The organism is Spirulina sp. CCNP1310 (assembly GCF_034932185.1).
Lineage (GTDB): Bacteria > Cyanobacteriota > Cyanobacteriia > Cyanobacteriales > Spirulinaceae > Spirulina.
Window position 1 is genome coordinate 1 of sequence record NZ_JAYGHW010000104.1, and the last position, 22,472, is coordinate 22,472.

At 52.9% G+C, this 22,472-nt stretch carries 18 protein-coding genes and 1 pseudogene; 13 read left to right on the top strand and 6 right to left on the bottom strand.

Annotation, left to right across the window (positions count from 1 at the left end; genetic code table 11):
- From VB712_RS19730 to radC, 3 genes and pseudogenes are all read left to right on the top strand, one after another.
- Nucleotides 1-1,639: pseudogene (locus tag VB712_RS19730) on the top strand (hypothetical protein); the annotation flags it as partial.
- A 156-nt stretch (nucleotides 1,640-1,795) separates the two neighbouring features.
- Nucleotides 1,796-2,839, top strand: a complete 1,044-nt coding sequence (gene csaB, locus VB712_RS19735; protein ID WP_323257933.1) for a polysaccharide pyruvyl transferase CsaB — start codon at nucleotides 1,796-1,798, stop codon at nucleotides 2,837-2,839.
- A 131-nt stretch (nucleotides 2,840-2,970) separates the two neighbouring features.
- The gene (gene radC, locus VB712_RS19740) at nucleotides 2,971-3,705 is read left to right on the top strand and encodes a RadC family protein (RefSeq protein ID WP_323257935.1); all 735 of its coding nucleotides are present in this window, start codon (nucleotides 2,971-2,973) and stop codon (nucleotides 3,703-3,705) included.
- Here radC and VB712_RS19745 read toward each other — a convergent pair.
- Nucleotides 3,702-4,331, bottom strand: coding sequence for a hypothetical protein (locus VB712_RS19745; protein WP_323257937.1), 630 nt, complete (start codon nucleotides 4,329-4,331; stop codon nucleotides 3,702-3,704). The two genes, radC and VB712_RS19745, sit on opposite strands and share 4 nt — an antisense overlap.
- Before the next feature lie 177 nt (nucleotides 4,332-4,508).
- On the bottom strand, nucleotides 4,509-5,303 hold the full coding sequence (locus tag VB712_RS19750) for a type 1 glutamine amidotransferase (RefSeq protein WP_323257939.1): 795 nt from the start codon (nucleotides 5,301-5,303) through the stop codon (nucleotides 4,509-4,511).
- Between the two features lie 174 nt (nucleotides 5,304-5,477).
- Between VB712_RS19750 and VB712_RS19755 the strand changes: the two genes are divergently transcribed.
- From VB712_RS19755 to VB712_RS19765, 3 genes are read left to right on the top strand one after another with little or no spacing between them, the layout of a single operon-like run.
- Nucleotides 5,478-6,173 (top strand): response regulator transcription factor, encoded by a 696-nt coding sequence (locus VB712_RS19755; RefSeq protein WP_323257940.1) that lies wholly within the window; start codon nucleotides 5,478-5,480, stop codon nucleotides 6,171-6,173.
- A 47-nt stretch (nucleotides 6,174-6,220) separates the two neighbouring features.
- The gene (locus tag VB712_RS19760; RefSeq protein ID WP_323257942.1) at nucleotides 6,221-6,469 is read left to right on the top strand and encodes a hypothetical protein; all 249 of its coding nucleotides are present in this window, start codon (nucleotides 6,221-6,223) and stop codon (nucleotides 6,467-6,469) included.
- Nucleotides 6,456-6,689, top strand: a complete 234-nt coding sequence (locus VB712_RS19765; protein WP_323257944.1) for a hypothetical protein — start codon at nucleotides 6,456-6,458, stop codon at nucleotides 6,687-6,689. The genes VB712_RS19760 and VB712_RS19765 overlap by 14 nt, the downstream gene beginning before the upstream one ends.
- Before the next feature lie 78 nt (nucleotides 6,690-6,767).
- On the opposite strand, the gene VB712_RS19770 is transcribed toward VB712_RS19765, so the two are convergent.
- Nucleotides 6,768-7,769 carry a Sll0314/Alr1548 family TPR repeat-containing protein gene (locus VB712_RS19770; protein ID WP_323257946.1) on the bottom strand — a complete coding sequence of 334 codons (1,002 nt, stop codon included), beginning with the start codon at nucleotides 7,767-7,769 and terminating at the stop codon, nucleotides 6,768-6,770.
- A gap of 149 nt (nucleotides 7,770-7,918) precedes the next feature.
- Here VB712_RS19770 and VB712_RS19775 point away from each other — a divergent pair, with 149 nt between their 5' ends.
- The 3 genes from VB712_RS19775 to VB712_RS19785 are packed head-to-tail and all read left to right on the top strand — an operon-like array spanning nucleotide 7,919 to nucleotide 12,567.
- Entirely contained in the window at nucleotides 7,919-8,557 is a 639-nt protein-coding gene (locus VB712_RS19775; RefSeq protein WP_323257949.1) for an ABC transporter ATP-binding protein, read from the top strand.
- Nucleotides 8,558-8,561: 4 nt separating this feature from the next.
- The gene (rsmH, locus tag VB712_RS19780) at nucleotides 8,562-9,425 is read left to right on the top strand and encodes a 16S rRNA (cytosine(1402)-N(4))-methyltransferase RsmH (protein WP_323257951.1); all 864 of its coding nucleotides are present in this window, start codon (nucleotides 8,562-8,564) and stop codon (nucleotides 9,423-9,425) included.
- A gap of 49 nt (nucleotides 9,426-9,474) precedes the next feature.
- Nucleotides 9,475-12,567: a PAS domain-containing protein gene (locus tag VB712_RS19785; RefSeq protein WP_323257953.1), complete on the top strand. Its 3,093-nt coding sequence runs from the start codon at nucleotides 9,475-9,477 to the stop codon at nucleotides 12,565-12,567.
- 226 nt (nucleotides 12,568-12,793) lie between these two features.
- On the opposite strand, the gene menB is transcribed toward VB712_RS19785, so the two are convergent.
- Nucleotides 12,794-13,627 carry a 1,4-dihydroxy-2-naphthoyl-CoA synthase gene (menB, locus tag VB712_RS19790; protein ID WP_323257955.1) on the bottom strand — a complete coding sequence of 278 codons (834 nt, stop codon included), beginning with the start codon at nucleotides 13,625-13,627 and terminating at the stop codon, nucleotides 12,794-12,796.
- 437 nt (nucleotides 13,628-14,064) lie between these two features.
- On the opposite strand from menB, the gene VB712_RS19795 reads away from it, so the two are divergent.
- Entirely contained in the window at nucleotides 14,065-14,241 is a 177-nt protein-coding gene (locus VB712_RS19795; RefSeq protein WP_323257958.1) for a replication restart DNA helicase PriA, read from the top strand.
- 41 nt (nucleotides 14,242-14,282) lie between these two features.
- Here the strand turns inward: VB712_RS19795 and cobT are convergent, their stop codons facing one another.
- Nucleotides 14,283-15,362 carry a nicotinate mononucleotide-dependent phosphoribosyltransferase CobT gene (cobT, locus tag VB712_RS19800; protein WP_323257960.1) on the bottom strand — a complete coding sequence of 360 codons (1,080 nt, stop codon included), beginning with the start codon at nucleotides 15,360-15,362 and terminating at the stop codon, nucleotides 14,283-14,285.
- Nucleotides 15,363-15,389: 27 nt separating this feature from the next.
- Between cobT and VB712_RS19805 the strand changes: the two genes are divergently transcribed.
- From VB712_RS19805 to VB712_RS19815, 3 genes are read left to right on the top strand one after another with little or no spacing between them, the layout of a single operon-like run.
- Nucleotides 15,390-17,144, top strand: a complete 1,755-nt coding sequence (locus VB712_RS19805; protein WP_323257962.1) for a GldG family protein — start codon at nucleotides 15,390-15,392, stop codon at nucleotides 17,142-17,144.
- A 6-nt stretch (nucleotides 17,145-17,150) separates the two neighbouring features.
- Nucleotides 17,151-18,365, top strand: coding sequence for a DUF790 family protein (locus VB712_RS19810; protein ID WP_323257964.1), 1,215 nt, complete (start codon nucleotides 17,151-17,153; stop codon nucleotides 18,363-18,365).
- A 6-nt stretch (nucleotides 18,366-18,371) separates the two neighbouring features.
- Nucleotides 18,372-19,553 carry a hypothetical protein gene (locus tag VB712_RS19815; RefSeq protein WP_323257966.1) on the top strand — a complete coding sequence of 394 codons (1,182 nt, stop codon included), beginning with the start codon at nucleotides 18,372-18,374 and terminating at the stop codon, nucleotides 19,551-19,553.
- 171 nt (nucleotides 19,554-19,724) lie between these two features.
- Here the strand turns inward: VB712_RS19815 and VB712_RS19820 are convergent, their stop codons facing one another.
- Nucleotides 19,725-22,430, bottom strand: a complete 2,706-nt coding sequence (locus VB712_RS19820) for a phycobilisome rod-core linker polypeptide (RefSeq protein WP_323257968.1) — start codon at nucleotides 22,428-22,430, stop codon at nucleotides 19,725-19,727.
- Between the last annotated feature and the right edge of the window lie 42 nt (nucleotides 22,431-22,472).

Consider the following 22,472-nt stretch of genomic DNA (forward strand, 5'->3'; position numbering starts at 1 on the left):
TCCTAAAGCGGCCCCATCCCCGCAACCCAAACGGGAGCCGGTGGCGGCCTCAGCGCCCACTGTGCCTCAAAACCCAACGGCCAAACCGGCCGCCAAACCAGCATCACCGCCGAAAACTGCCCCTGGTGTTGACCCCACCGATCCGTTTTTCATTGTGGTTGAATCTCCAGGGGTTAGCACCCTTAACCCCGATAGTCCCTTTGCCCCGCCCCCGCCGGAGGTGTTAGCGGCTCCCCCACCAGAGCCACCGCCTGGGGTGATCAATCCCTTTGCTCCCTTAGATCCCGCCGCTGAGTTAACCCCCGATCCCCTTCCTCCGGAGGGCTTTAATCCCTTCTTGGGGGAGTTTAAGCCGGGGATGCAGTCTTCCCCCGCTGCCAAAGCATCGCCCTTTGATCTCGATGATGCTTTGGATTTAGAGGGAGGGGATGCTTTGGGGGATCTTGCTGATGATCCCTTGGTAGATCAAGATTTGGATCTTTCGGCCTATGGTCTAAATTTGGAGCCAGCGATCGCCCCTGCCCAAGCTGCGGAGAATTTGGGGGGACTCAATTTTGAAGACCCGGATTTTGATGATCCGGCCTTCGATGATCCGAATTTTGTGCCTGAGGATGTAGCTGTTTCTCCAATCAATGCCTTTGAAGATCCCGATTTTGGGGAGGATCTCGACGTTACACCCCAAGATTCAGCCTCGTCCTCCATGAGTGCCTTTGAAGATCCGGATTTAGATGATCCGGATTTAGATGATCCGGATTTTGAAGATCCCGATGTGATCCCAGGGGCGATCGCCCCTCCCGTAACCCTTGCGCCCCAAGCATCCCCAGCCGATGCCGATGGGATCGGGGTTGTACTTGAACCGATTCCCTATGATGCCTTTGACTGTCTTCATGTCCATCTAGATCAGCGCGATCACGGTGTAACGGGGTTGGCTATCAGTCCCGATGGCAGCATCATTTATACTTGCGGCCCCGATACCTATATCTGCGCTTGGGAACTCTACGAACTCAATAAGTTTGCCCAGTTTGATCTCTATTCCAAGGGGGCAGATTGTTTAGCCCTCACCCCCGACGGCACAACGCTGCTCACCGGAGCTAGCCAGGGCAATATGAAACGGTGGGATGTCACCACGGGCCAATTGATTGCCACGTTTAATGAGGCTTCGATGGGGGTGAATGGGGTGGCGATCGCCTTTGATGGCCAAACCGTTGTCACCAGTGCCAACGAGAGTAATTTAAAACTGTGGGATTATGATACGGGAGATCTATTGGGGCCGGTGAATGATGAATCCTTTGGCTCTACGGGGGTGGCGATCGCCCCCGATGGCCGCACGGTTTTAAATAGCTCATTAAAAAGCAATATCTGTTTTTGGGATTTGGCTACCGGGGAATTGTTGGGGCCCCTCAATGATGAATCCTTTGGGGCAACGGCGGTGACTGTTAGCCCCGATGGTCAAGCGGTGATCAGCGGCCATCAAGATGGCGTGTTAGCGATCGCCGATTGGGAAACCGGAGCGCCGATCCGGATCATCAAAGCCCATGATGATGCCATTACCGCTATTGCCGTCAGCCCCGATGGTTGGTACATCGTCACCGCAACGTTAACGGAAATGAAACTGTGGGGCTGTTGGCCTGAAAATTAGCATGGCGGAGTTGATGGGCGATCGCTCAATTTTTGGCTCAATTGTTGGCTCAATTGTTGGCTTAAATTTTGGCTGAATTCTTGATCGTTGGGGCTTAAGGTCGGTAAAAGGTTAGCAAGGTTAGCGTCGGTAAAAGGTTAGCAAGGAGGGAAAACCATGGGGGAAAAGGCGATTTTATGTGGCTATTACGGCAAGGGCAATGGGGGGGATGAGGCCCTGTTGGCAACATTGTTGCAGATGTTGCCGGATCACGTTCAGCCGATTGTTTTATCCGGGAATCCCCAGGAAACCTACAGCCGTTATGGGGTGGAAAGTTGCGATCGCAATTCTGCCTTTGCCCTTTGGGAAGCTTGCCAAAAAGCCGATTATTTCCTTTGGGGCGGCGGTAGTTTAATGCAGGATGTCACCAGTTGGGCGAGTCCGATCTATTACGGGGGGGTGATGGGGTTTGCCCAACAGCAGGGTTTAAAGGCGATCGCCTGGGGCCAGGGTATTGGCCCTCTTAAACGGCCCTTCACCCAATGGTTAACCCGCAAAGTTTTAGAAGGTTGCGCAGCGGTATCGGTGCGCGATCGCGCTTCGGCGGATTTAGTCCAAACATGGGGAATCACGCCGGTATTAGCCCCCGATCCCGTTTGGGCCTTGACCGCAGAACCTTGGGGAGCGAGTTGGCCTAAGCCCACCGTGGCGATCACGCTTCGCCCCCATGCTACCCTGACCCCCCAACGATTACAAACCCTGATCACGGCTTTGCAAATCCTCCAACGGGAAACTGCCGCGCATCTGTTGCTTGTCCCCTTCCATCAAGGAGAAGATTTAGCATTGGCGGCGGCGATCGCCCCTCAACTGCAAGGCCCGGTGGAGATTATCCAAGAACCCGATCCGATCAAGCTCAAGGGCCTATTCCAACAGGTGGATTTAGCCATAGGGATGCGGCTCCACAGTTTGATCATGGCGGTTTCGGAAGGCTGTCGGGCGGTGGCGTTGAGCTATGACCCGAAGGTATCGCAACTGATGGCAACAGTGGGGTTGCCGGGTTGGGAGATGGGGCAATTACCGGAGGAGGCCGGGGCGATCGCTCAGGTTTTCGGGGAAACGTTAGCCGGGGCAGGGATTGAGGATGAGGCGATCGCCCAATTCAAAACTGAAGCCCAATGGCATCGGGATCTCCTTCATTTAGTGATGTCGAAAACCCCGTAGGGGCGAAAAATCTTTCGCCCCCCCACAAATTTTTCGCCCCTACTTTTTGGCAGTGGGGGGCGATCGCGGTTAGAATTCAGCCAATTTGAGCCAATTTGAGCTAAGTTTGAGCCAATTTTTTAGGGGCGATTATGAGTTATAGCGTCAGGATGACGGATCTACCCCCCAGTGAACGGCCCCGCGAACGGCTGTTAGAGTTGGGGGCGAAAAATTTGTCTAATGCAGAATTATTGGCGATTTTATTGGCCACAGGTCAAGGGCCGGGCAAACTCTCGGCGGTGGGTTTAGGCCATTTCATCCTCCAAACCTTTAGCGAATCCCACCAGGAAGATCCCTTAAGTGTGTTGCGCGATTGTAGCGGTGAGGAGTTGATGACCATTGATGGCATTGGCCCGGCAAAGGCGGCGACGGTGTTAGCGGCCATTGAATTGGGCAAACGGGCCTTTATCCTGCGCCCCGCTCCTCAAGCGATCATTGATAGCCCCCAATCCGCCGCCGATGCCCTCAGCCATGATTTGATGTGGCAACATCAGGAACGGTTTGCGGTGTTGCTGTTGAATACGAAAAATGCCCTCCTGGCGCGACAGGTGGTTTCCATCGGCACAGCCACCGAAACCCTCGCCCATCCCCGCGATATTTTCCGGGAAGCGGTGCGCAAAAATGCCACCCGCCTCGTCATCGCCCATAATCACCCCTCCGGCATCACCGACCCTTCCCCGGAGGATATCCAGTTAACGGCGCAACTCTTGCAAGGGGGGCAACTTTTGGCCATGCCGATTTTAGATCATGTCATTTTGGGCAATGGCAATTTTAGCAGTTTGCGCAAACTTACGGATCTGTGGGAACGCTACCCCCAAGGGGATTAAGCCGTTTCAACTGGGATAAACAGTTTTTGTTTGGGGGCATATTGCCAAGCAATGCCGTCGGGATCTTTTTGGCGACTCCATTCGCCAAAACTGGGATCAGATTTGCGCTTGGTGAGGGTTCCGGAATGGACATCCAGGCGTTTGGCCAGTTCGGCTTGAATCAGGGCGGTGGGTTGGGAAGTTGTGGGGGAGGCGATCGCCTCCCGGCTCAGGGCTTCAAAATCCGCCACCGGCTCACTATCGGCAAAAATCGCCCCCAACGCACTGGCGGTGAGGAAATAGTAGGCGGTTCCCTGCTCGCCCAATTGCTGCCGTTTTGCGCCGTAATCATTGGCCCGCTGTTCTAAAAACCGTTGGGCCACACCTAGGGGAAATTCAGAGCGCAGGGACAGATCAACGGCGGTTAGACAGCCTTTGTTTTCCTTTAACAGAGCATTAAAAGCGGGGTTAATTTTATCCCCCATCATTTTCCATTGGTACTGTTGCCAAAATTGGAGGGCGAGGGCGATCGCCACAATCCCCAACAAAATCGGCCAAGCAGAGTACAAAAAAACCACCAACAAGGCAAAGGGAATAATCAGAATCAGAATGCTAGCGGTACTGCGATCAATTACTTGTCCAGTCATAGTTTTCCCAGAATGCGATGTGCCAGGCTAGCGATCGCGCCCTTCCCCCTTGCCCTGCACCGGGCCAACTTGCTTAGATCAGAGTTTAAATTTTCTGCTCATTGGGCAACTGGCAAGGAATTGCGCAACGCTCTTGATGAAAGTCAAGATCTTCAACAAGACCATTCACCCTTTAGTTTAGGCCGTTTTTGCCAGACTGGATAATTCTAAACGAGCAAACATTGCCGCCCTTGCCTGGAGCGCAACGCGGTCATCGAGTTTTGGCAACTCAATTGCGGTTTGATATTTTTCCTGGAGGGCGGTTTGGATCAGCCAGTCGGCAAGGAAAGGATTTTTCGGTAACAGGGGGCCATGGGAATAGGTGGCGATCGCATGGCGATGGAAAGCCCCCTCCCAACCATCTTCGCCATTGTTGCCGTAGCCCTTAATCACTTTCCCCAAGGGGGCAACATTGCCTAAATAGGTGCGGCCCCCATGGTTTTCAAAGCCAATAATCACCGGAGCCTCCGGCCAGAGGGGTTTTAAGGCCGCCACTAATTCCGGAGGTTGCAATTCAAAGACCATATTGCCAATGCAACGGGGCGTATCCAGGCCCGGATGCTTCGTCACCAAATCCAGCACCCCTAGCCCGTCAATGCGTTGCCCCACCCCCGGCTCGTAATAGTTGCCGAGGAGTTGCGGTGAGCCACAGGTAAACACGCCCGGCGTACCCCCATCGAGTTTGGCCCGCAACTGAGCCGCCTTTTCCCCTTGGAGATCCCGCATCACAATTTCCTGCTGGCGATCCTGCGCTCCTCCCCCGACGATAATATCCACGGTGGCTAATAAACTGGCGGGGGCGGCTTGGTCAAGGCGGACAATTTCGACGGCAATATTGCGCCATTGGCAACGCTGTTGCAGACAAATGACATTGCCGCGATCGCCGTAGGTACTCATTAATGTGTGGTAAAGCCAGCCAATGCGCAGTTCCATGATTTTGCCCGTTGCATCCAAAAGGGGAGATGCTGGCCAGTGTGCCACAGGTTCGGCGGCGAAACCAACGGGATTACAACTAAAGTTGTGACGACAAACGTTCTTAGTTAGAACTTTAGTCCGCTAGGGGGAGTCCCCTTGTTAAACTAAAAAAATATTCTTTCTGTGCAGACCATGACCGAAATTCCTAAACTGCTGCTCGTGGATGATGAGCCGGGCCTGCGTGAAGCGGTGCAAGCCTATTTAGAAGATGATGATGAATTTGCGGTGACGGCGGTGGCGAGTGCCGTGGAGGCTTGGCAGGTGTTGGAAAAACAGACCTTTGATTTGGTGATTTCTGATCTGATGATGCCTCAGGTGGATGGCTATCAGTTTTTACAGCAGTTGCGGGGGGATGAGCGGTTTAAGAATTTGCCGGTGGTGTTTTTGACGGCCCGGGGCATGACCACCGATCGCATTCAGGGCTATCAGGCCGGTTGCGATGCTTATTTACCGAAACCCTTTGAGCCAGATGAACTGTTGGCGATTGTCAAAAATTTGCTGTTGCGGCGGGCGGTGGCGGAGGAAAGCCAGGGGGATAGTGCCAAGTTGGAGGCGATCGCCCGTGAATTGGCGAGTATTAAAGGGATGTTGGATCAACGGGGCGGGATTACGCCTTCCCCGTCGCCCATCCATATTGATTTAACCCCCCGCGAACAGAGTGTGCTGGATCTTGTGGCTCAGGGGTTGATGAATAAGGAAATTGCCAGCCAACTTGAAACCAGTGTGCGCAACGTGGAAAAGTATGTCAGCCGTCTGTTTAGCAAAACGGGAACCAATAGCCGCACGGAATTAGTGCGCTATGCCCTCGAACATGGCTTAACGAAATAGGGACGATTTCCCCCCCCTCGTCTCCATCCCTCAATCTTGGCAAAATCATGGCTACCACTGACCATTCTCCAGCGAAGACCACGCTATCAGCAACGAGACGACGGGCGATCGCCTACAGTCTAGATTGTCTGATTCCGGGGTTGTATGGTTGGTTTGGCCCGTTCTATTTCCGCTTGGGGGGGAGTCTCCCTGAACCTGAATATCCGGGCGTGATCCATAGTTATGCCGGTCTTGCTGTTGTGCTGCCGGGTTATCGCATCTACAGCACCTATCAAGGCAGCTATGACCCTCGATAAGCATAAGCTTGATGGCATTTCCCAGATTAAATCAAAGGTACTACCAACCCCAGATTTTGAAGCCTTACTCATCAAGGCCGGTTATCAAAAAAGTGGCTCTGCGCCTGCTCAAGGGAAACGGATCAAAGTCTGGTGGAATCATCCAACCTATCGGCGGATAGAAGCCATGTATAGCCCTGATCAACAAATGGCGATCACTGCCTATCATCCAAATCCTTAAAGTTTCTCTCGTAAAAAACCCCCCTTTTTTAACCTCCCGAAAAAACCCCCCTTTTGAAGGGGGGCAGGGGGGATCTCGTTAAAAATGACTATTTAGCCATTCTTGGGCAATGCTGCGCTCCCGCTGGATTTGGGCGGGGAGACTGACGGGCAATTGATTGCTTTGGGCGAGGGCGCGATCAAACAGTTCCACCGCTTCAGCCACCGAGGCGCGATCGCTTTCCGTCGGTTCAATCTGTGCCACCCCTTGATTCACCTTGCCCATCTCATGGAGAATCTGGGCTTTGAGGTAGAACAGTTCGGGGTTATTGGGGGTAGAGCTTAAACTTTGGTTGATGTGGCGGAGTGCGTTGCGGTAGGCCGTGCGGGCTTCTTCGGCTTTGGCGGCCCGCCCCGCTTTGTTGCCAATATCCCGATAGGCGATCGCAATCCCCCGATCTACTAAATAGGTGGGCCGCCCCGTTGTCTGAAGCTGGGCGATCGCATTTTCCGGGCTAGACATGGGCAAATTCACCGCCAACAGCAACTCAATATAACCCTTCACTAACGCCAACTCCGGATCATTCAAACCCGCTTCTGTGTTGATCCGCTCCGCCCGGTTCAGATAGCTAAACACCTCCTGCACCTTCAACGCCGCCGCCACATAATCCTGATTGGTTTCCCAGTTGTAGGTTCCCTCCATAAACACCGCCGCCGCTAGGTAAAGATTGCCCCGCAGTTGATCTTGGGGGGAAGCATTAGGGCGATTGAGCAGGGCTTGGGCCGCCGTGCGCGTCGTTTCTGCATAGCGGCGCATCGCCTCAAAATCCGTATCCATGTTGTAGGCTAAGGCGGCGCGGATCGCGGGGGCGAGGGGATCGCTGCTTTCCGATTGCAGCGCCCTTTGGATATGTTCAATAGCACGGCGATAATTGCCATCGCGGAACATCGAGTTAAACGCCGCCTCGGTATGATTGCCGATGTTGCTGGGGTTGTTATTACCTCGGAAGGGATCCCCCGCCCAAGCTGCACTGCCCCACAAACTGACCAATAAAACAGACGACGAAAATAGAGCCAAACTGCGTTGACGTAAGCGTTGCATATTGATAATCCTCAGTGAATTCTGGCGAAATGAAATCGTGAAGGGCCATCGGGTTAGCAGTCCCGTCGGTTGCCCTTGTCGAGACGGGGGGTTGATCGGACAAGTTCCGAAAATGCTAGCGTAGAGAAATTACTGTTTTCCAAGGGATAATGCTCCATTTGCGTGATCTGTCCTATCATCCGGCCGCTGCACCCCGGCCCATCCTTGCCCAGATTAATCTGGCGTTACCCCCTCAACAGTTAGGGTTAGTGATTGGCCCCAGTGGTTCGGGGAAATCCACCCTTCTTGAAATTTTGGCCGGTTTAGCCGAGCAAACCAGTGGCACGATCCAATGGGGAACCCAATTCCTTGATACCTACGAATTGCAGTATTTGGCCGGCCTGGTGTTCCAGTTTCCAGAGCGGCATTTCTGCGGGAGTACGATTTTTGAGGAGTTGCGCTTGGGCCATCCGGAGATTACGAGCGATCGCGTCCATGAGGCCCTTCAAGAAGTGGGCTTGGATCATCTTTCCCTCAGTGCTGCGCCGATAACCTTGAGCGGGGGGCAACAGCGGCGGTTAGCCTTAGCGGTGCAGTTGATCCGCCAGCCGAATATTTTGCTGTTGGATGAGCCGACGGCGGGCTTAGATTGGTCGATGCGGCAGCAGTTGGTGAAGTTACTGCAAAAACTGAAGGAGCATTGGACGCTGTTGGTTGTCACCCATGATGCGGCGGATATGATCGCGATCGCCGATTGTCATTGGCGCATTACCCAAGGCCGTTTAGAATCCGTCACGGGGGAAGCTTAAACCGATGACCGCTACCTTTGATCATGTTGCTGTCCTCAGCCGTGAAGTAATTGCCGGACTACAGATCCAACCAGGGGGCCATTACCTCGATGCTACGGTGGGAGCCGGGGGCCACAGTGGGGAGATTCTCGCCGCTGCCCCCGATGTGCAGTTAACAGCTTTGGATCGCGATGGGGAGGCGATCGCCGCTGCCCAAAGCCACCTGCCCCCCACCGTGCAATTTTGGCGGGGCAATTTTGCCGACTATCAACCCGGTGCAACGCGCTTTGATGGCATTGTTGCCGATTTGGGGGTGAGTTCGCCCCAGTTGGATCATCGGGAACGGGGGTTTAGTTTCCAGCAGGATGCCCCATTGGATATGCGCATGGATCAGGGGCAAGACTTGACAGCGGCAGCGATCCTTAACCATCAATCGGAAACGGATTTAGTGCGGATTTTTTCCCACTATGGCGAGGAGCGGTTTTCTAAACGCATTGCCCGCCGCATCGTGGAGCAACGCCCTTTGCAAACCACCACAGATCTCGTCGAAGTGATTATGGCCGCCATCCCCGCTTCCTGTCGCCATGGCCGTATCCATCCCGCCACCCGCGTTTTTCAAGCCCTGCGCATTGCCGTTAATGGCGAACTTGAAGCCCTCGAACGGTTCTTAAACGTAGCTCCCCAATGGCTGAAACCGGGGGGAAGAATTGCGATCATCAGTTTCCACAGTTTGGAAGATCGCATCGTTAAATATGCTTTCCGGGGGTCGGAATTGTTGCAAATTATCACAAAGAAGCCGCTGATGGCTCAAGCTGATGAACAACGGGAAAACCGGCGATCGCGCTCCGCCAAGCTTCGTTTAGCCCAACGGGTTAGCAAGCTAGAATAGAAGCGACTTTTGCTGACTGTTTTTCTTGCTGATTAAGCCCTCAAATCTCATGTCCCCAGATGTTCAAGGCTACGTCCAACGCATTGCCGACCTCGAAACCGAAAACGCCGCTTTACGCGAGCAACTCGCCGCCCAAACCCAAGTCCTCGAATGGCAACGCCTCAATGAAGAACTGAAGCGTACCGTAGCCGAGCGTACTCGTGAACTAGAAGCCAGTCAGTTACAACTCCAACGGGTAGCGGATAACCTACCGGGGGTGATGTATCAATTTCGCATTGACCCCGATGGCACGCAAAGCTTCCCCTATGTTTCCGATGGCTGTCGGGATCTCTACGAACTGGAACCCACGGAATTTATCACCGCCTTTAATCTCGTTCATCCTGAAGATTTACCCACGTTAAAAGCCATCATTGCCACCACCGCCCAAACCTTAGAACGGGCCCGCCATGAACATCGAATTATTACCCCTTCCGGGAAACTCAAATGGGTGGAAATTCTCTCTAAACCGGATAAAACTCCAGAGGGGGCAATTATCTGGGATGGTTTAATTATTGAAATTACCGCCCGAAAACAGATCGAAATAGCTCTAGCAGAAAATGATCAACGCTTCCGAGAAGTCTGCGAACAAACCGGGCAATTGATCTATGATTATGAATTAGCATCAGGGATGATTAACTGGATGGGGGCTATGCAACCGATCACCGGCCATGCCCCTGAAGCCTTTGAAAAATTTAATGCAGCGGAGTGGGAAAGCTGGATTCATCCTGACGACCGGGAAAAAACCTTAGGATTACTGGATCAATGCATGGAAACGGGTCAGCCCTACTACATAGACTATCGCCTCCGCCGTTGCGATGGTTCCTATCTTTATGTGGAAGACCGGGGGATCTTTTTCCGTAATGAACAGGGGAAAGCTTACCGAATGTTGGGGACAATTGCTGATATTAGCGATCGCAAGCTTGTTGAGACAGAATTGTTTGCCTCCCGTGCGGAATTGTTAGCACTATTTAATGCCATTCAAGATGTGATTATTGTCATGGATCGCGAGGGTCGCTATTTAAAAATTGCCCCCAGCAGTGCTCCCCTCCTCTACAAACCCCCAGAGGATTCCATTGGGAAAACACTCCATGAACTCTTTCCCCCTGAAATTGCTGATTTCTTTTTGAGCCATGTCCAACAGGCGTTGGAGACACAAGCATTGGTGCGGATGGATTACGCTCTACCTATTGGGGATAACCTCATCTATTTTGATTCCATTATTGCACCCCAGCAAGAAAATACCGTCGTCATTGTGGCGCGAGATATTACCAATCTCAAGACTATTGAAGCCGAATTGCGAGAACAGCAAACCCTGCTACAAACTACCCTTGAATCGGGTAAATTAGGCTGTTGGCGGTGGAATCAGTGCACCAATGAAGTTTTTTGGTCACGGGGCGCAGAAGCAATTTTTGGGTTAGAACCGGGAACATTTGGGGGAACCTTTGAGAGCTATGTGGACTTGATTCATCCTGAAGATCTCACCGATGTAATGGCTACCATTCAAAATGCCCTAGCCAACGCCATCGAATACCGTTTAGAGCATCGCATTATTCCTCCGAGTGGTGCAATCCAATGGATTCGGGCCACCGGTAATGTTTGGCGTAATGCTCAAGGACAAAGCATTGGCCTATTGGGATCAGTGTTTAATACCACAGAAGCCAAGAATGCCGAAATTGCGCTCCGGGAATCAGCGGAACAAATTCAACAGCAAGCCTATCGAGAACAACTCCTTAACCAACTGACTCAACAAATCCGCCGCTCCTTAACGTTCAATCTCGATAAAATTCTCACCACCACAGTTCAAGAAATTCAGGAATTTTTAAAGGTAGATCGCTGTCATTTTGCTTGGTATCTGGATATAGAAGAGGGTCAATATTGGGATGTGATCACCGAAGTGGCATCCCCTAGCCTGCCTAGCTTGGTGGGTCGCCATCCAACGGCTGCCTTTGGTAGTCTTTCGGAACTGATTTTGCAACGGCAAATTCTGCGTTTAGATGATACTCGCGATGTGGAAGATCCCAGGGTACGGGTCGTGTTGCAAGCATTGGGGAATCTTTCGATGCTGGTGTTGCCGGTGTGGGATGAGGTGGGCGATCGCTACGGGATTTTTGCCTGTACCCATAGCCAGGCCCTACGGCCTTGGAGTGATGATGAGGTGGAATTGCTTGAAGCTGTGGTGGGACAGTTGGCGATCGCCCTCACTCAAGCCAGCCTCCTCGCCCAAAGCCAAGCCAAAGCCGAAGAAGTGACCCAAACCCTCGCCCAATTGCAACGCACCCAACTCCGCTTAGTCCAAAGTGAAAAAATGTCCAGTTTAGGGCAGTTGGTAGCGGGGGTTGCCCATGAAATTAATAACCCGGTGAACTTTATCCATGGTAACTTAGCCCATGCCGATGAATACAGCACAGCCCTGATTGAGCTGGTCAATGCCTATCAACAGTATCATCCTGATCCCCATCCAGAAATTATTGATTTAATCGAAGAACTGGATATTGAGTTTCTCAAAACCGACTTTAAAAATCTTTTACAATCGATGCGCGTCGGAACAGAGCGAATTCGTGCCATTGTTCAATCTTTGCGCACATTTTCTCGCTTGGATGAATCGGAAATTAAAGATGTCAATATTCACGATGGCATTGATAGCACTTTAATGATTCTCCATACTCGCCTGCGAGCCAGTGACCTACGGCCAGGGATTCAAGTGATTAAAAATTATGGTCAATTGCCCCTGATTAACTGCTACGCCGGACAGTTAAATCAAGTGTTTATGAATCTCATTTCCAATGCCATTGATGCCCTCGAAGAGCGGGATAATCAGCGTTCTTTAGCAGAAATCCAAGGGGAACCGAGCCAGATTTGCATTACTACCCGCCGGGAAGGGCATCACATTACCGTTGCCATTACCGATAATGGCCCCGGCATTGCCCCGGAAAATCAAGGCCGCCTCTTTGATCCCTTCTTCACAACCAAGGCCATCGGTAAGGGGACAGGTTTGGGGTTATCGATTAGTTATCAAATTGTCACGGAAAACCACGAAGGGGAACTGATTTGTACGAGCAAACCGGGAGAAACAACGTTTTTAATTGAATTGCCGATTCGTTAGGATATCAAACTGTGACATTGAGCCGACATTCCCCAGGTTGCTCAATCAATGGTGCATCAGCCGTTACGCCGCTTTTTCCCATCATAGATCAACCACTCTGATGCACCCTACGATTGAATCGTAGGGTGTGTCAGACCGGCTCAATGATCATGTTGAGGGTTGAATTTTGTCTGACGTACCGCTCATTAGCATCATGGGTCTTAATCTGCGGAATGTGAGGTCAGGATTAAGGGAGCCAAGGATATTTGCGGAAGTCCGGGGGGCGTTTTTCCAGGAAAGCCTGTTTCCCCTCGCTGCCTTCGGCGGTCATGTAGTACAAAAGCGTGGCATTGCCCGCCAATTCCTGTAACCCCGCTTGACCATCACAATCGGCGTTAAAGGCCGATTTCAGGCAACGGATGGCGATGGGGCTTTTTTGGAGAATTTCCTCGGCCCATTGCAGGCCTTCTGTTTCCAGTTGATCGACGGGAACGACATGATTTACTAGCCCCATCTCAAGGGCCTGCTGGGCATTGTACTGACGACAGAGAAACCAAATTTCCCGCGCTTTTTTCTGCCCCACACAGCGGGCTAGGTAGGAAGCGCCAAAGCCGCCGTCAAAACTGCCCACCTTTGGGCCGGTTTGGCCAAAAATGGCGTTATCAGCGGCAATGGTGAGGTCACAAATGAGATGGAGTACATGGCCGCCGCCGATCGCATAGCCCGCCACTAAGGCGATCGCCACCTTGGGCATGGAGCGGATCAGCCGTTGGAGATCGAGGACGTTAAGGCGGGGTGTGCCTTCTTGATCTAAATATCCCCCTTCCCCCCGCACCGATTGATCGCCGCCGGAGCAAAAGGCATATTTGCCATCACTGTGGGGGCCGGCTCCGGTGAACAGCACTACGCCAATGCGGGGGTCTTCGCGCACATTACAAAAAGCGTCGTAGAGTTCCTGTACGGTTTCCGGGCGGAAGGCGTTGCGTTTATGGGGGCGGTTGATGGTGATTTTGGCAATCCCATCGGTCTTGTGGTACTGGATATCTTGGTAGGCTTTAACCTCTTGCCATGCGATCGCCATCTTGAGCTTCTTGATAAATCGGTTTCTCTACCATACCGGAGTTGGGGGGATCGGTGGGCGATCGCCTAAAAATCTTAAAAAAATATTAAGAAGCTTTTTCTGTAACTTTAACTTCAGAAACTATCACAATTGTTCAATTTACGAACAAAGTTGTTAAAAATCTCAAAAAAAGGGTAAAGATTTGTTCAGCTTATCCTGGAGAAATGGGGCGGGTTCTGGTTGAGGGTTGTTGGGAAAACTAGTTAGCAGTGAAAGGAGGGATTACCGATGAGATCAGCGCTTAAACCGCTGGGGATCAAGTAAAACAGAATGTATTTTGATGTAATTTCGTTGACATTCGCCGTTGAAGCGAGATAATAAAAGAGAGCGTTTCCATCCGTTGATCAATTTCCCTTTAAATCCCTTTAACAAATTTTGTGCTTAAAACTGAGGTTATTATGGTTAGAATCGAGAAAATTTATTGTCCGAATTGCGGCAGCCATGCGGAAAAACGCTATTCCAGCAAGCACAACACGATTCAAGTGGAATGCCCCGCCTGTGATTACTTTTTATTGAGTTGTGCTCAAACCGGCAATGTGCGGGAGGCCTACGCTCCCGGCATTGCTCTGGGTTAACGCTTAAACGATTCCACCGGAAGGGCGCAAGCATTGCGCCCCTACAGGACTTGGGCGATCGCCTCGATCTCCCTTAAAAAATCCTGATTTTGCCAATTTGCTGTTAATGTGGCGGCGATCGCACAGCCCCCCGCCCCCACGCCTTCCTTGACATAGCCCTGCTCATAGGCTCTCAGGGTGGGAATTGTGGCATCGGTAAAATTGAGTTCTGTTGCCAACAGCGGTACAGGGCCAATGGCTTCAGCGAGGCCCACCGTATCCCCCGTTGGATCTTCTGCAACCCAGCGGGTCGTTCCCACAACAATTTGTGCCGGTTCCCAGGGGATGCGGTGGTAATCATGAATGGCCTGAGCCACACCATAAACCGCTAACATCTGCGTTCCCCCCGCCAACAACACCCCCCCGCGCCCACTGGCCGCCATCGCCATCCCCGCCGCCACACATTGCATCGGATCTCCCACCGCCGCCAATACCCTCAAGGGATCAGGGTTTAGCTCTAAACCCGCTTGGGCGAATCCTGTTTGCACCAAGGCGAATTTTTGGCCATGGTTGCATTGGGGATGGGAACTATTCACCTTGCCCGCTGCGGCAATGCCCAAACCGAGGAGAACGCCTAGGGCTGTCGTTGTTCCCCCCACCACGCATTCCCCAATGAGCAGATAGCGATCGCCCCCACTGAGGCGATCGCCCCAGTTCAATCCCTGCTGAAACAAATCCTCCACTATCCCCAAGGGCAACGCCTTCCCCGTACTCACACATTGGGCGGGCATTCCTCCCAAATCATGACAGGGAACCGTTGGGGGCTGGGGCAGGCCACTATTGAATAAATGCACCGGCATGGCTAATCCAGAAACGACGGCACGACTGATCAAGACCGGAGAAGCACCTTGATCTAAGGGAGGTAAAGGGTAGGCCGGATCCGGGTGGGGGCCATTGATTAAAAATTCCGCATCGGCGATCGCCGTATATTGTCGATCCGTCGGTGTGGCCCCCGCTGCGGAAATCCCAGGGTGTAAACCCGTTGCCGTAAAGCCCAAAATACAGGCAAAATGGGGACGTTTGTGCCGCTGTTGGGATAACCAAGCTTGCCCTTGGTCGGGTTGCGTGTAGAGTTTAATCATGATTCTTGTGTGAGCCGATTCCCCCCTATGAAGATTCCCTCTGTTTTGAAGCTTAACCTGTGGCAGGGTTTTCTTTGGCTTGGTCTGGGTGCAGTGACGACAGGCATTGTGATCATCGGTCTGGGTCAAACGGCTTCAATGGCAGGCATTGTTGCTTTAACGGTGGGCCTCCTGTTGATGGGTATTGCTTTGGGGCTGCGCAGTAGCCTCTGGCAACGGTTGGCACAACAACGTTCAACCCAAGTCAATACCAATGGCATTATTGCGACTTTGGCGGTGTTGGCAATTTTAGCCTCGATCAATGTTTTGGCGGTGCGCTATTCCACCCGGTTAGATATTACAGAAACGAAACTTTTTACCCTTTCCCCCCAAACGGAGGCGATCGTCAGTAGTTTAGAGGAACCCCTCACGGTTTGGATCTTTGAACCTGTCCCCAACCCCATCGATCAAACCCTCCTCAATAATTACAGTCGCCTCAGCCGCTATTTTCGCTACGAATACGCTGACCCTCAATTTGATGTCACCGTTGCCAATCGCTTCAATGTGGAGCGCATTGGGGAAGTTCATCTTGAATATGGGCGGAAAACCCAGTTGATTCAAACCTTGCAGGAAGGTAGCCCCCTTTCAGAGGTGCAGATTACCAATGGCATTGAAAAGATCCGGCGCGATCGCCCCTCGATCATTTATTTTCTCCAAGGTCATGGCGAATTACCCCTCGATCCCGTGGAAGGGGGCCTCTATGAAGCGGTAAATCACCTCCGGGAAAAGGGCTATCAGGTGGAAACTTTGGATATTACTGCCGTGGGCCAAGTGCCACCGGAAACCACCGTTTTGATCATTGCCAGTCCCTCCCGTGCGTTGTTTGGGGGAGAAATTCGCGCCATTAACCGTTATCTGGAGGCCGGCGGCAGTGCTTTGATGTTGTTTGATCCCGAAACCTCCTCCGGTTTAGAGACCCTGTTGGGGGAATGGGGCGTTACTCTTGATGGCCGGCTGGTGATTGATGCTTCTGGGGCAGGGGAGGCGGTGAATTTGGGGCCAGCAACGCCCATTGTCACCAACTACGGTAGCCATCCGATTACCGCCAGTTTCCAGAACAATATTTCTTTTTATCCGTTGGCCCAGGCGATTCTGGTTGATGCTCCGGAGGAAGTCACCGCTACACCCTTAGCGATCACGAATACGGAAAGCTGGGCAGAGCGAAATGTGGCCTCGGAAAATTTAGAATTTAATGCTCAAGAGGATGAACCGGGCCCCTTAAACCTTGGGGTCGCCCTCACTCGTCCCGCTGACCCTGACCAGGTGGCGCAACGGTTGGCGGCGATCGCCCCGGAACCGGAGCCTTTTCGGATTAATCCCTTAGCCCCTGAAACTGGGGAAACCCCCGGATCATTGCCAGCGGAGCAAGCGCCGGAAGATTCGGAAAATCTTGAAGATCCTGAAAATCCTGAAGATTCGGAAACATCGGGCGATCCTGAAGATGCTCAGGAACCGGAAGAGCCGGAAGCTGATCCAGAATCGCGCCTTGTGGTGTTTGGCAATGCCACCTTTGCCAGTAATGGTTGGTTTGGGCAACAACTAAATGGCGATATGTTTCTCAATGCCGTGAAATGGCTGGCGGATGAGGATGAGGGTTTGCTGGCGATTCGGCCCAAGAATTTAGAAGACCGCCGTATCTACCTTTCCCTAGAGCAGGCAACACTGTTGGGCTGGTTGGCGATTATTATTTTTCCGGGGTTGGCGTTTATGGCGGCGGCGGTGGTTTGGTGGCAACGGCGTTAGGTTGCGATGTTGCCAACGGAGTTGCTGCACTATCGATTTCGCGGGGAAACCGTGATTCCCCAACGCTTGCCCCTCGATGAGCGCATTTTAGGAATGGCGAAGGAGGCGATCGCCGCCTTCAGCGATTACCAAGGCCAAACCCAAGGCGCATTGGATGAACATCTGCAAATCCTCGAAGGGGATAGCACCGATTACCGTATCAAGCGGGGTTTTGGCCATATTTTGCGCAACAGTTTCAGCACGTTTGAAATGATCAGCCCCTTGGAGCCGGTGGAGTTGCGCGATCGCCTCTTTCGCCTCGCGTCCCAAGCCCCGCCCATCCCCGCCCGCCGCGCCCAAACTTTGGCAACCTTAGCAGAGCAATTAAGCGAAGAACTGGGCCAGGCCATTTTCCCTGAAGCCATTCAACAGGGCCTCTATGCTGATCTTCCCGAAAACCGCATCCTCACCCAATTTGATCCCCCCGATCCCGCCGATTTAATTCACCGCTACAACTTGGCGCAAGTTCAGGGCATTTTCTACAAAGCCAGCGAAGTGATCATTCAAGCCCATCGCAATGTACCCGGGCAATATAAATTGCTGTTTCGCTATCTCAAACTCTTTCAACTGATGACCTACATCGAAGGGGATGTCGATCATGGTTTTACCATTAGCCTCGATGGCCCCACCAGCTTATTTAAACCCAGCACCCGCTACGGCCTCGCCTTTGCGAAAATGTTACCCGCTCTGCTCCATGTCACAAAATGGAGCCTCAAAGCGACATTACAGCATAAGGATTCCTACAGTAAAGCAATCCGTCAGGGACAATTCAGCCTTGATCAAGATTGTGATCTCATCACCCACTACCCACCGGGAAAGCCCTACGACAGTATGCTTGAAGCCGCCTTTGTGGCCCGTTGGGAAAAGTTAAAAACCCCTTGGCAATTGGAGCGGGAAGTCAATTTAATTCCCATCCCCGGCAGTGTGATGATCCCGGACTTTCGCCTTGTTCATCCGGATGGGCGGGATTTCATTTTGGAAATTGTGGGGTATTGGCGGCCGGAATACTTGCAAAAAAAGTTTCGCCAAGTGCAACAGGCGGATGTGAGCAACTTAATTCTGGCCATTTCTGAGCGGCTCAATTTGGCTAAAGCGGGGGTCAATCCCCAAACCATCCCTGTGCCTGTGGTGTGGTTTAAGGAGAAGCTCAACCCCAAGGATATTTTGGCGTTATTGGATTAAACGATCATGGGTGTGCAATTACAAACCAGTCCAGGGATGGCGGATTTAGTGCTGGGGAATCGGCTAGCGGTTGCGCCGCTGGATGGGTTGGTGTTGGGGAATAGGGAATGGGAGATGGGTATTCAAGAATCTGGCCCATGGCCTATTGCTCATTCCCCTTTGTATCTGCGGGATTTGTCCCCGGATTTGGCTGAAGCGGTGAGGGGTCTTTTGGATGCTTCTCCCCTCGTACAGCGTCGGGCCTATCGGCTGTTGCGGGATCTGCCCCATCCTCAAGTTCAAAAAATTCTGCGATCGCTTTTGCCCTATGGTTTGTTTGCCCAGTTGTGTGAAATTCGGGTGGGGGAGCATTTAGCGGTGAGTGCGTCGGGAAAGGCGATCGCCCACCATACCCCCCAAGGTCTGCTCATCCAAACCTTAGCCAATCAGCGCATTCTCTACCGCATCCCCGGCCAACCTTCCCCCTGTCTGCTCAGTGGGGATGGCCAAACCCTGATCCGGATCTTGGGGCAACAGGAGCCTTCCCTGGAACTGTGGCAGGGGGGAGAACAACAACCCACGCCGCCGATCAGCGGTTTAAAAACCGTCGCCTTAGTTTCAGAGGGGATGGTGGGGGCAAGTTGCGTTAGTGCAATCATCGCCTATCGCAATGGTCAAGTAGATCGCTGGCATTTAGCCACCGGCAAGCTCATCCAACGCTTACCCCCCACCCGTCACGGTTCCCTCCTCACCCTCGCCCTCAGTGCCGACGGCCAAACCCTCGCCACCGCCCACACCGGCCAACGGGTGCGTATCGTTCCCCCCAACGGTCGCCCCTACACCCTCCCAATTCCCGCCCATCACCTCGCCCTCGCGACCGACGGCCAAACCCTCGCCACCGCCCACCCCAACCAAGGCATTCGCCTCTGGGATGTGGTCAGGGGTCAGCCCCTAGGAATGTTGAGATCCCCTGCGATCGGCAGGATCAACACCCTCGCCTTCACCCCCAATGGCCGCGTCCTTGCCACCGTCCTGCAAACCAGCCAAGGCCCCCATCAGATCCAATTCTGGGATCTCCACCAAGGGGATTGCATCCAAACCCTCACCGCTGCCGGTGGCCCCATTACCCAGATGGTTTTCGCCGCCCAAGGCCATGCCCTCCTCACCGCCCACAGCGATCAACAGTTGCGCCTCTGGGCCGTGCCATGAAAAAACCCTTGATCGAGGAGAGAGAATCGAGTTTTCTCACTTCTCACTTCTCACTTCTTCCCTAAAAAAAACCCCCTAAACAGGGGGCATGATGATTAAAGCTTGATTGAGGAGAGAGCCGTAGGGGCGAGAATCTTTATTTTTTCGCCCCTACATCTTCTCACTCCTTCTCTAACGAATCCCCACCGGCTCAAAGCTCGGCACAACCACTTCGCTGTCTTGCTTCGTGAGCTTGTTGTACAACTTCTCGGTGTTGGGGAAGTTGGCCGCCGGGAGCGTCGGGAAACGACGATAGGGGACGGTATCTTCACCGAAGAGTTGCAGGTATTCCATACTGTTGACCATTGCCCCGATGAAGGCGCGAACCCCTTGGGTGGCGAGGATTTGGTTGTAGGTTTGGATTTCCTTTTGGTTTAAGGGCGCACGACCGAGGAAGTGCTTCGTCCCCATTTCGATTACCTTCGTGTTGGGATAGGGGGCGTAGAACTCTTTGAGATAGAGTTCCGAGCAACCCAGACCTTCCACAAACTCCTTGACGGTGATTTCCCCATTGCCGAGTTTGCTTTCCAGGGCGCTGAATTGGGTTTGAATCGTGTAAGGGGCCAGATCCCGCTCGAAGATTTGGCGATAGGTGGCGGCGATCGCATTTTTCAACGCCACTTTGTCGGCGGTATTGGTAAGCTTGAACACCTTCGTTTGTTGCCGCTGTACCGTCACCCCTTGGTTGACCCGGAAAGCCACATCCGGCTCTGTGCGCACGCCGGAAACTTGACCCAACTCGATAAAGCGGGGCGTGGTTTCCACCGTCACCTTCGTTGCAAAGCCATCTTTGAGCGCCCCTGGGCGAGCCATGCGCATTTGCATCCCGGCGGGGGTGACATAGCGCTCATAGGGAATCGTATCTTCCCCAAAGGCTTCGTTATACTCATTGCTTTCTAAGATCGCATCCACTACAGCATAGAAGCCTTTTTTAGCGGCAATATCAAAGTAGGCGTTGATTTCCTTCCGGCCGTAGGTGGGGCGACCGAGAAGGCGACGGTGGATGTATTCGATCGCCTTACAGACGTACATCGAAGACCAGTAGAGATTGCGGAAGACATCGGATTTAGCGAGGATTTTGATAAACTCCCGCACCGTAATATCACCGTTCTCCAGTTGAATTTCTGCCACCGTCAACCGTTGACCCGCATAGAGTTCCCGACCGAACACTTGGCGATAGGCCGCCGTGATCAGTTTTTGGGTGCTGCTTTCGGAGAACTTGACGCTCACGCCCTTGGCCCCACCGGGAATCTGATCCAAGCGGAACACTTTCGCCCCCAAAGAGCCGGGGAATTCGCCCCGCGCTTTCGGGTTGCCGGTTTGGTTGGCTGTGGCGGGGCCGCGATGGATGAGGATCCGGCGGGTATCCTTGCCAAAGGGCGAGGGGCTGGTATTCGGATTGCGGGTTTCTTTCGGGAAAATCGCACCGAACTGGATTTCTAACGGATCGTTGCCTGCACCGTAAACGTGCTGATCCGGTAAGGGTTGGTTGTACTTCGCAAAGGTGGTGATAAATTGCGGTACTTTGCGGAACGGCGCACTGTAGTTAAACAGATCTTGCTGCATCCCCCAGTTGCGGCATTCCTGGGCCTCTTGACCCAAGCCCCGCAGGTAGGGTACAGTTTCCTCCCCAAAGTAATCGGCGTATTCTTGGGAATCCACCAAGGCATCCACCAACGCCGGTAAACCACCCGTGGAAACGATCGCAAAATAGCTTTGCACTTCTTCGCGAGAAGACGGCCCACGACCGAGGATGTGGCGGAAGGCCAACTCTAAAGCGCGGCTGTTGATGAACGGCTCAAAAAACTGCTTGCGATAAAGGGGGGATTTCGCCAAACGACGGACAAACTCCTTCATGGAGATGTCGCCATTTTTGACCTGGGATTCCAGGTAAGAAATCGATTGGCTGTAGGCGCGGATGATGTCCCGCTCAAAGACCTGGCGGTAGGCGGCTTTGATGATCCCTTCTTTTTCCGTGGAGGAAAGGCCCGGCTTCATCACAAACTTTTGCCGCCGCTCTGCTGCGTTGAAGTAGCTTTGGGGCAGTTGTAAACCCTGTTGATCGGGGGATTGCCGTTGACGGACTTTATCCGAGGGAATGGGGGCTTTGAATTCGGCGATCGCCACATCAAAATATTCCGTCACCAAAGCGAGGGCTTCCTCGTCAGAGCTAAAATATTTGCGGGCCGCCACTTTCATTTCCTGCACTGCCACCAACGTAGCCGCGCTGGAGCAGGCGTTTTCGATGATTTCCCGTAGACCCCGGACGTTGACAGTGATAATGCTGGGATCACCGGCCACGATCGCATAGGTGACATAGCGCAACATCCAAGACAAATCCCGGAGGGATTTCTGCATATTGCGGGGGCCATACTTGCTGATCGGAATCGTGCGGAACCCGGCGGGGGTTTCAATTTTATTCCCGGTGCTTAAAAAGAGGTTTTTGATACTGTCCACTACCCCATTGCCGCCGCCACTTTCAACGTAGGTGACGGTGCCGAGGGTCATGCCTTCTTTCATGCCTTGGCCTGCGCCGATGGCAGTACTCATGGCCGCTTCCGCTGCATCAACGGCGGGCTTTTCGAGGAAAGACATGGGAGAGCCGCCGGTAAAAATCCGGTTGGCGGCGCGGGATACGATGATTTCAGAATTTTGGGAGATGGTTTGGGCGATCGCCATTCGCTTATTCCCAGACTCGAAAAATGCTTTGAGTGTCCCTAGCTCCCGGATATCGGGAAAACGGTCTTGTTGTTCAGCCTGCGCGATCGCCGACGTAGGAACCGTTTGATATAGTTGCGGGCGGGCTAAGGAACTGCCACCACTTGCCGTAATTGTCATAATCTGCTCAATTCTCTCCTATCCACGGTTTTCACACAGAGG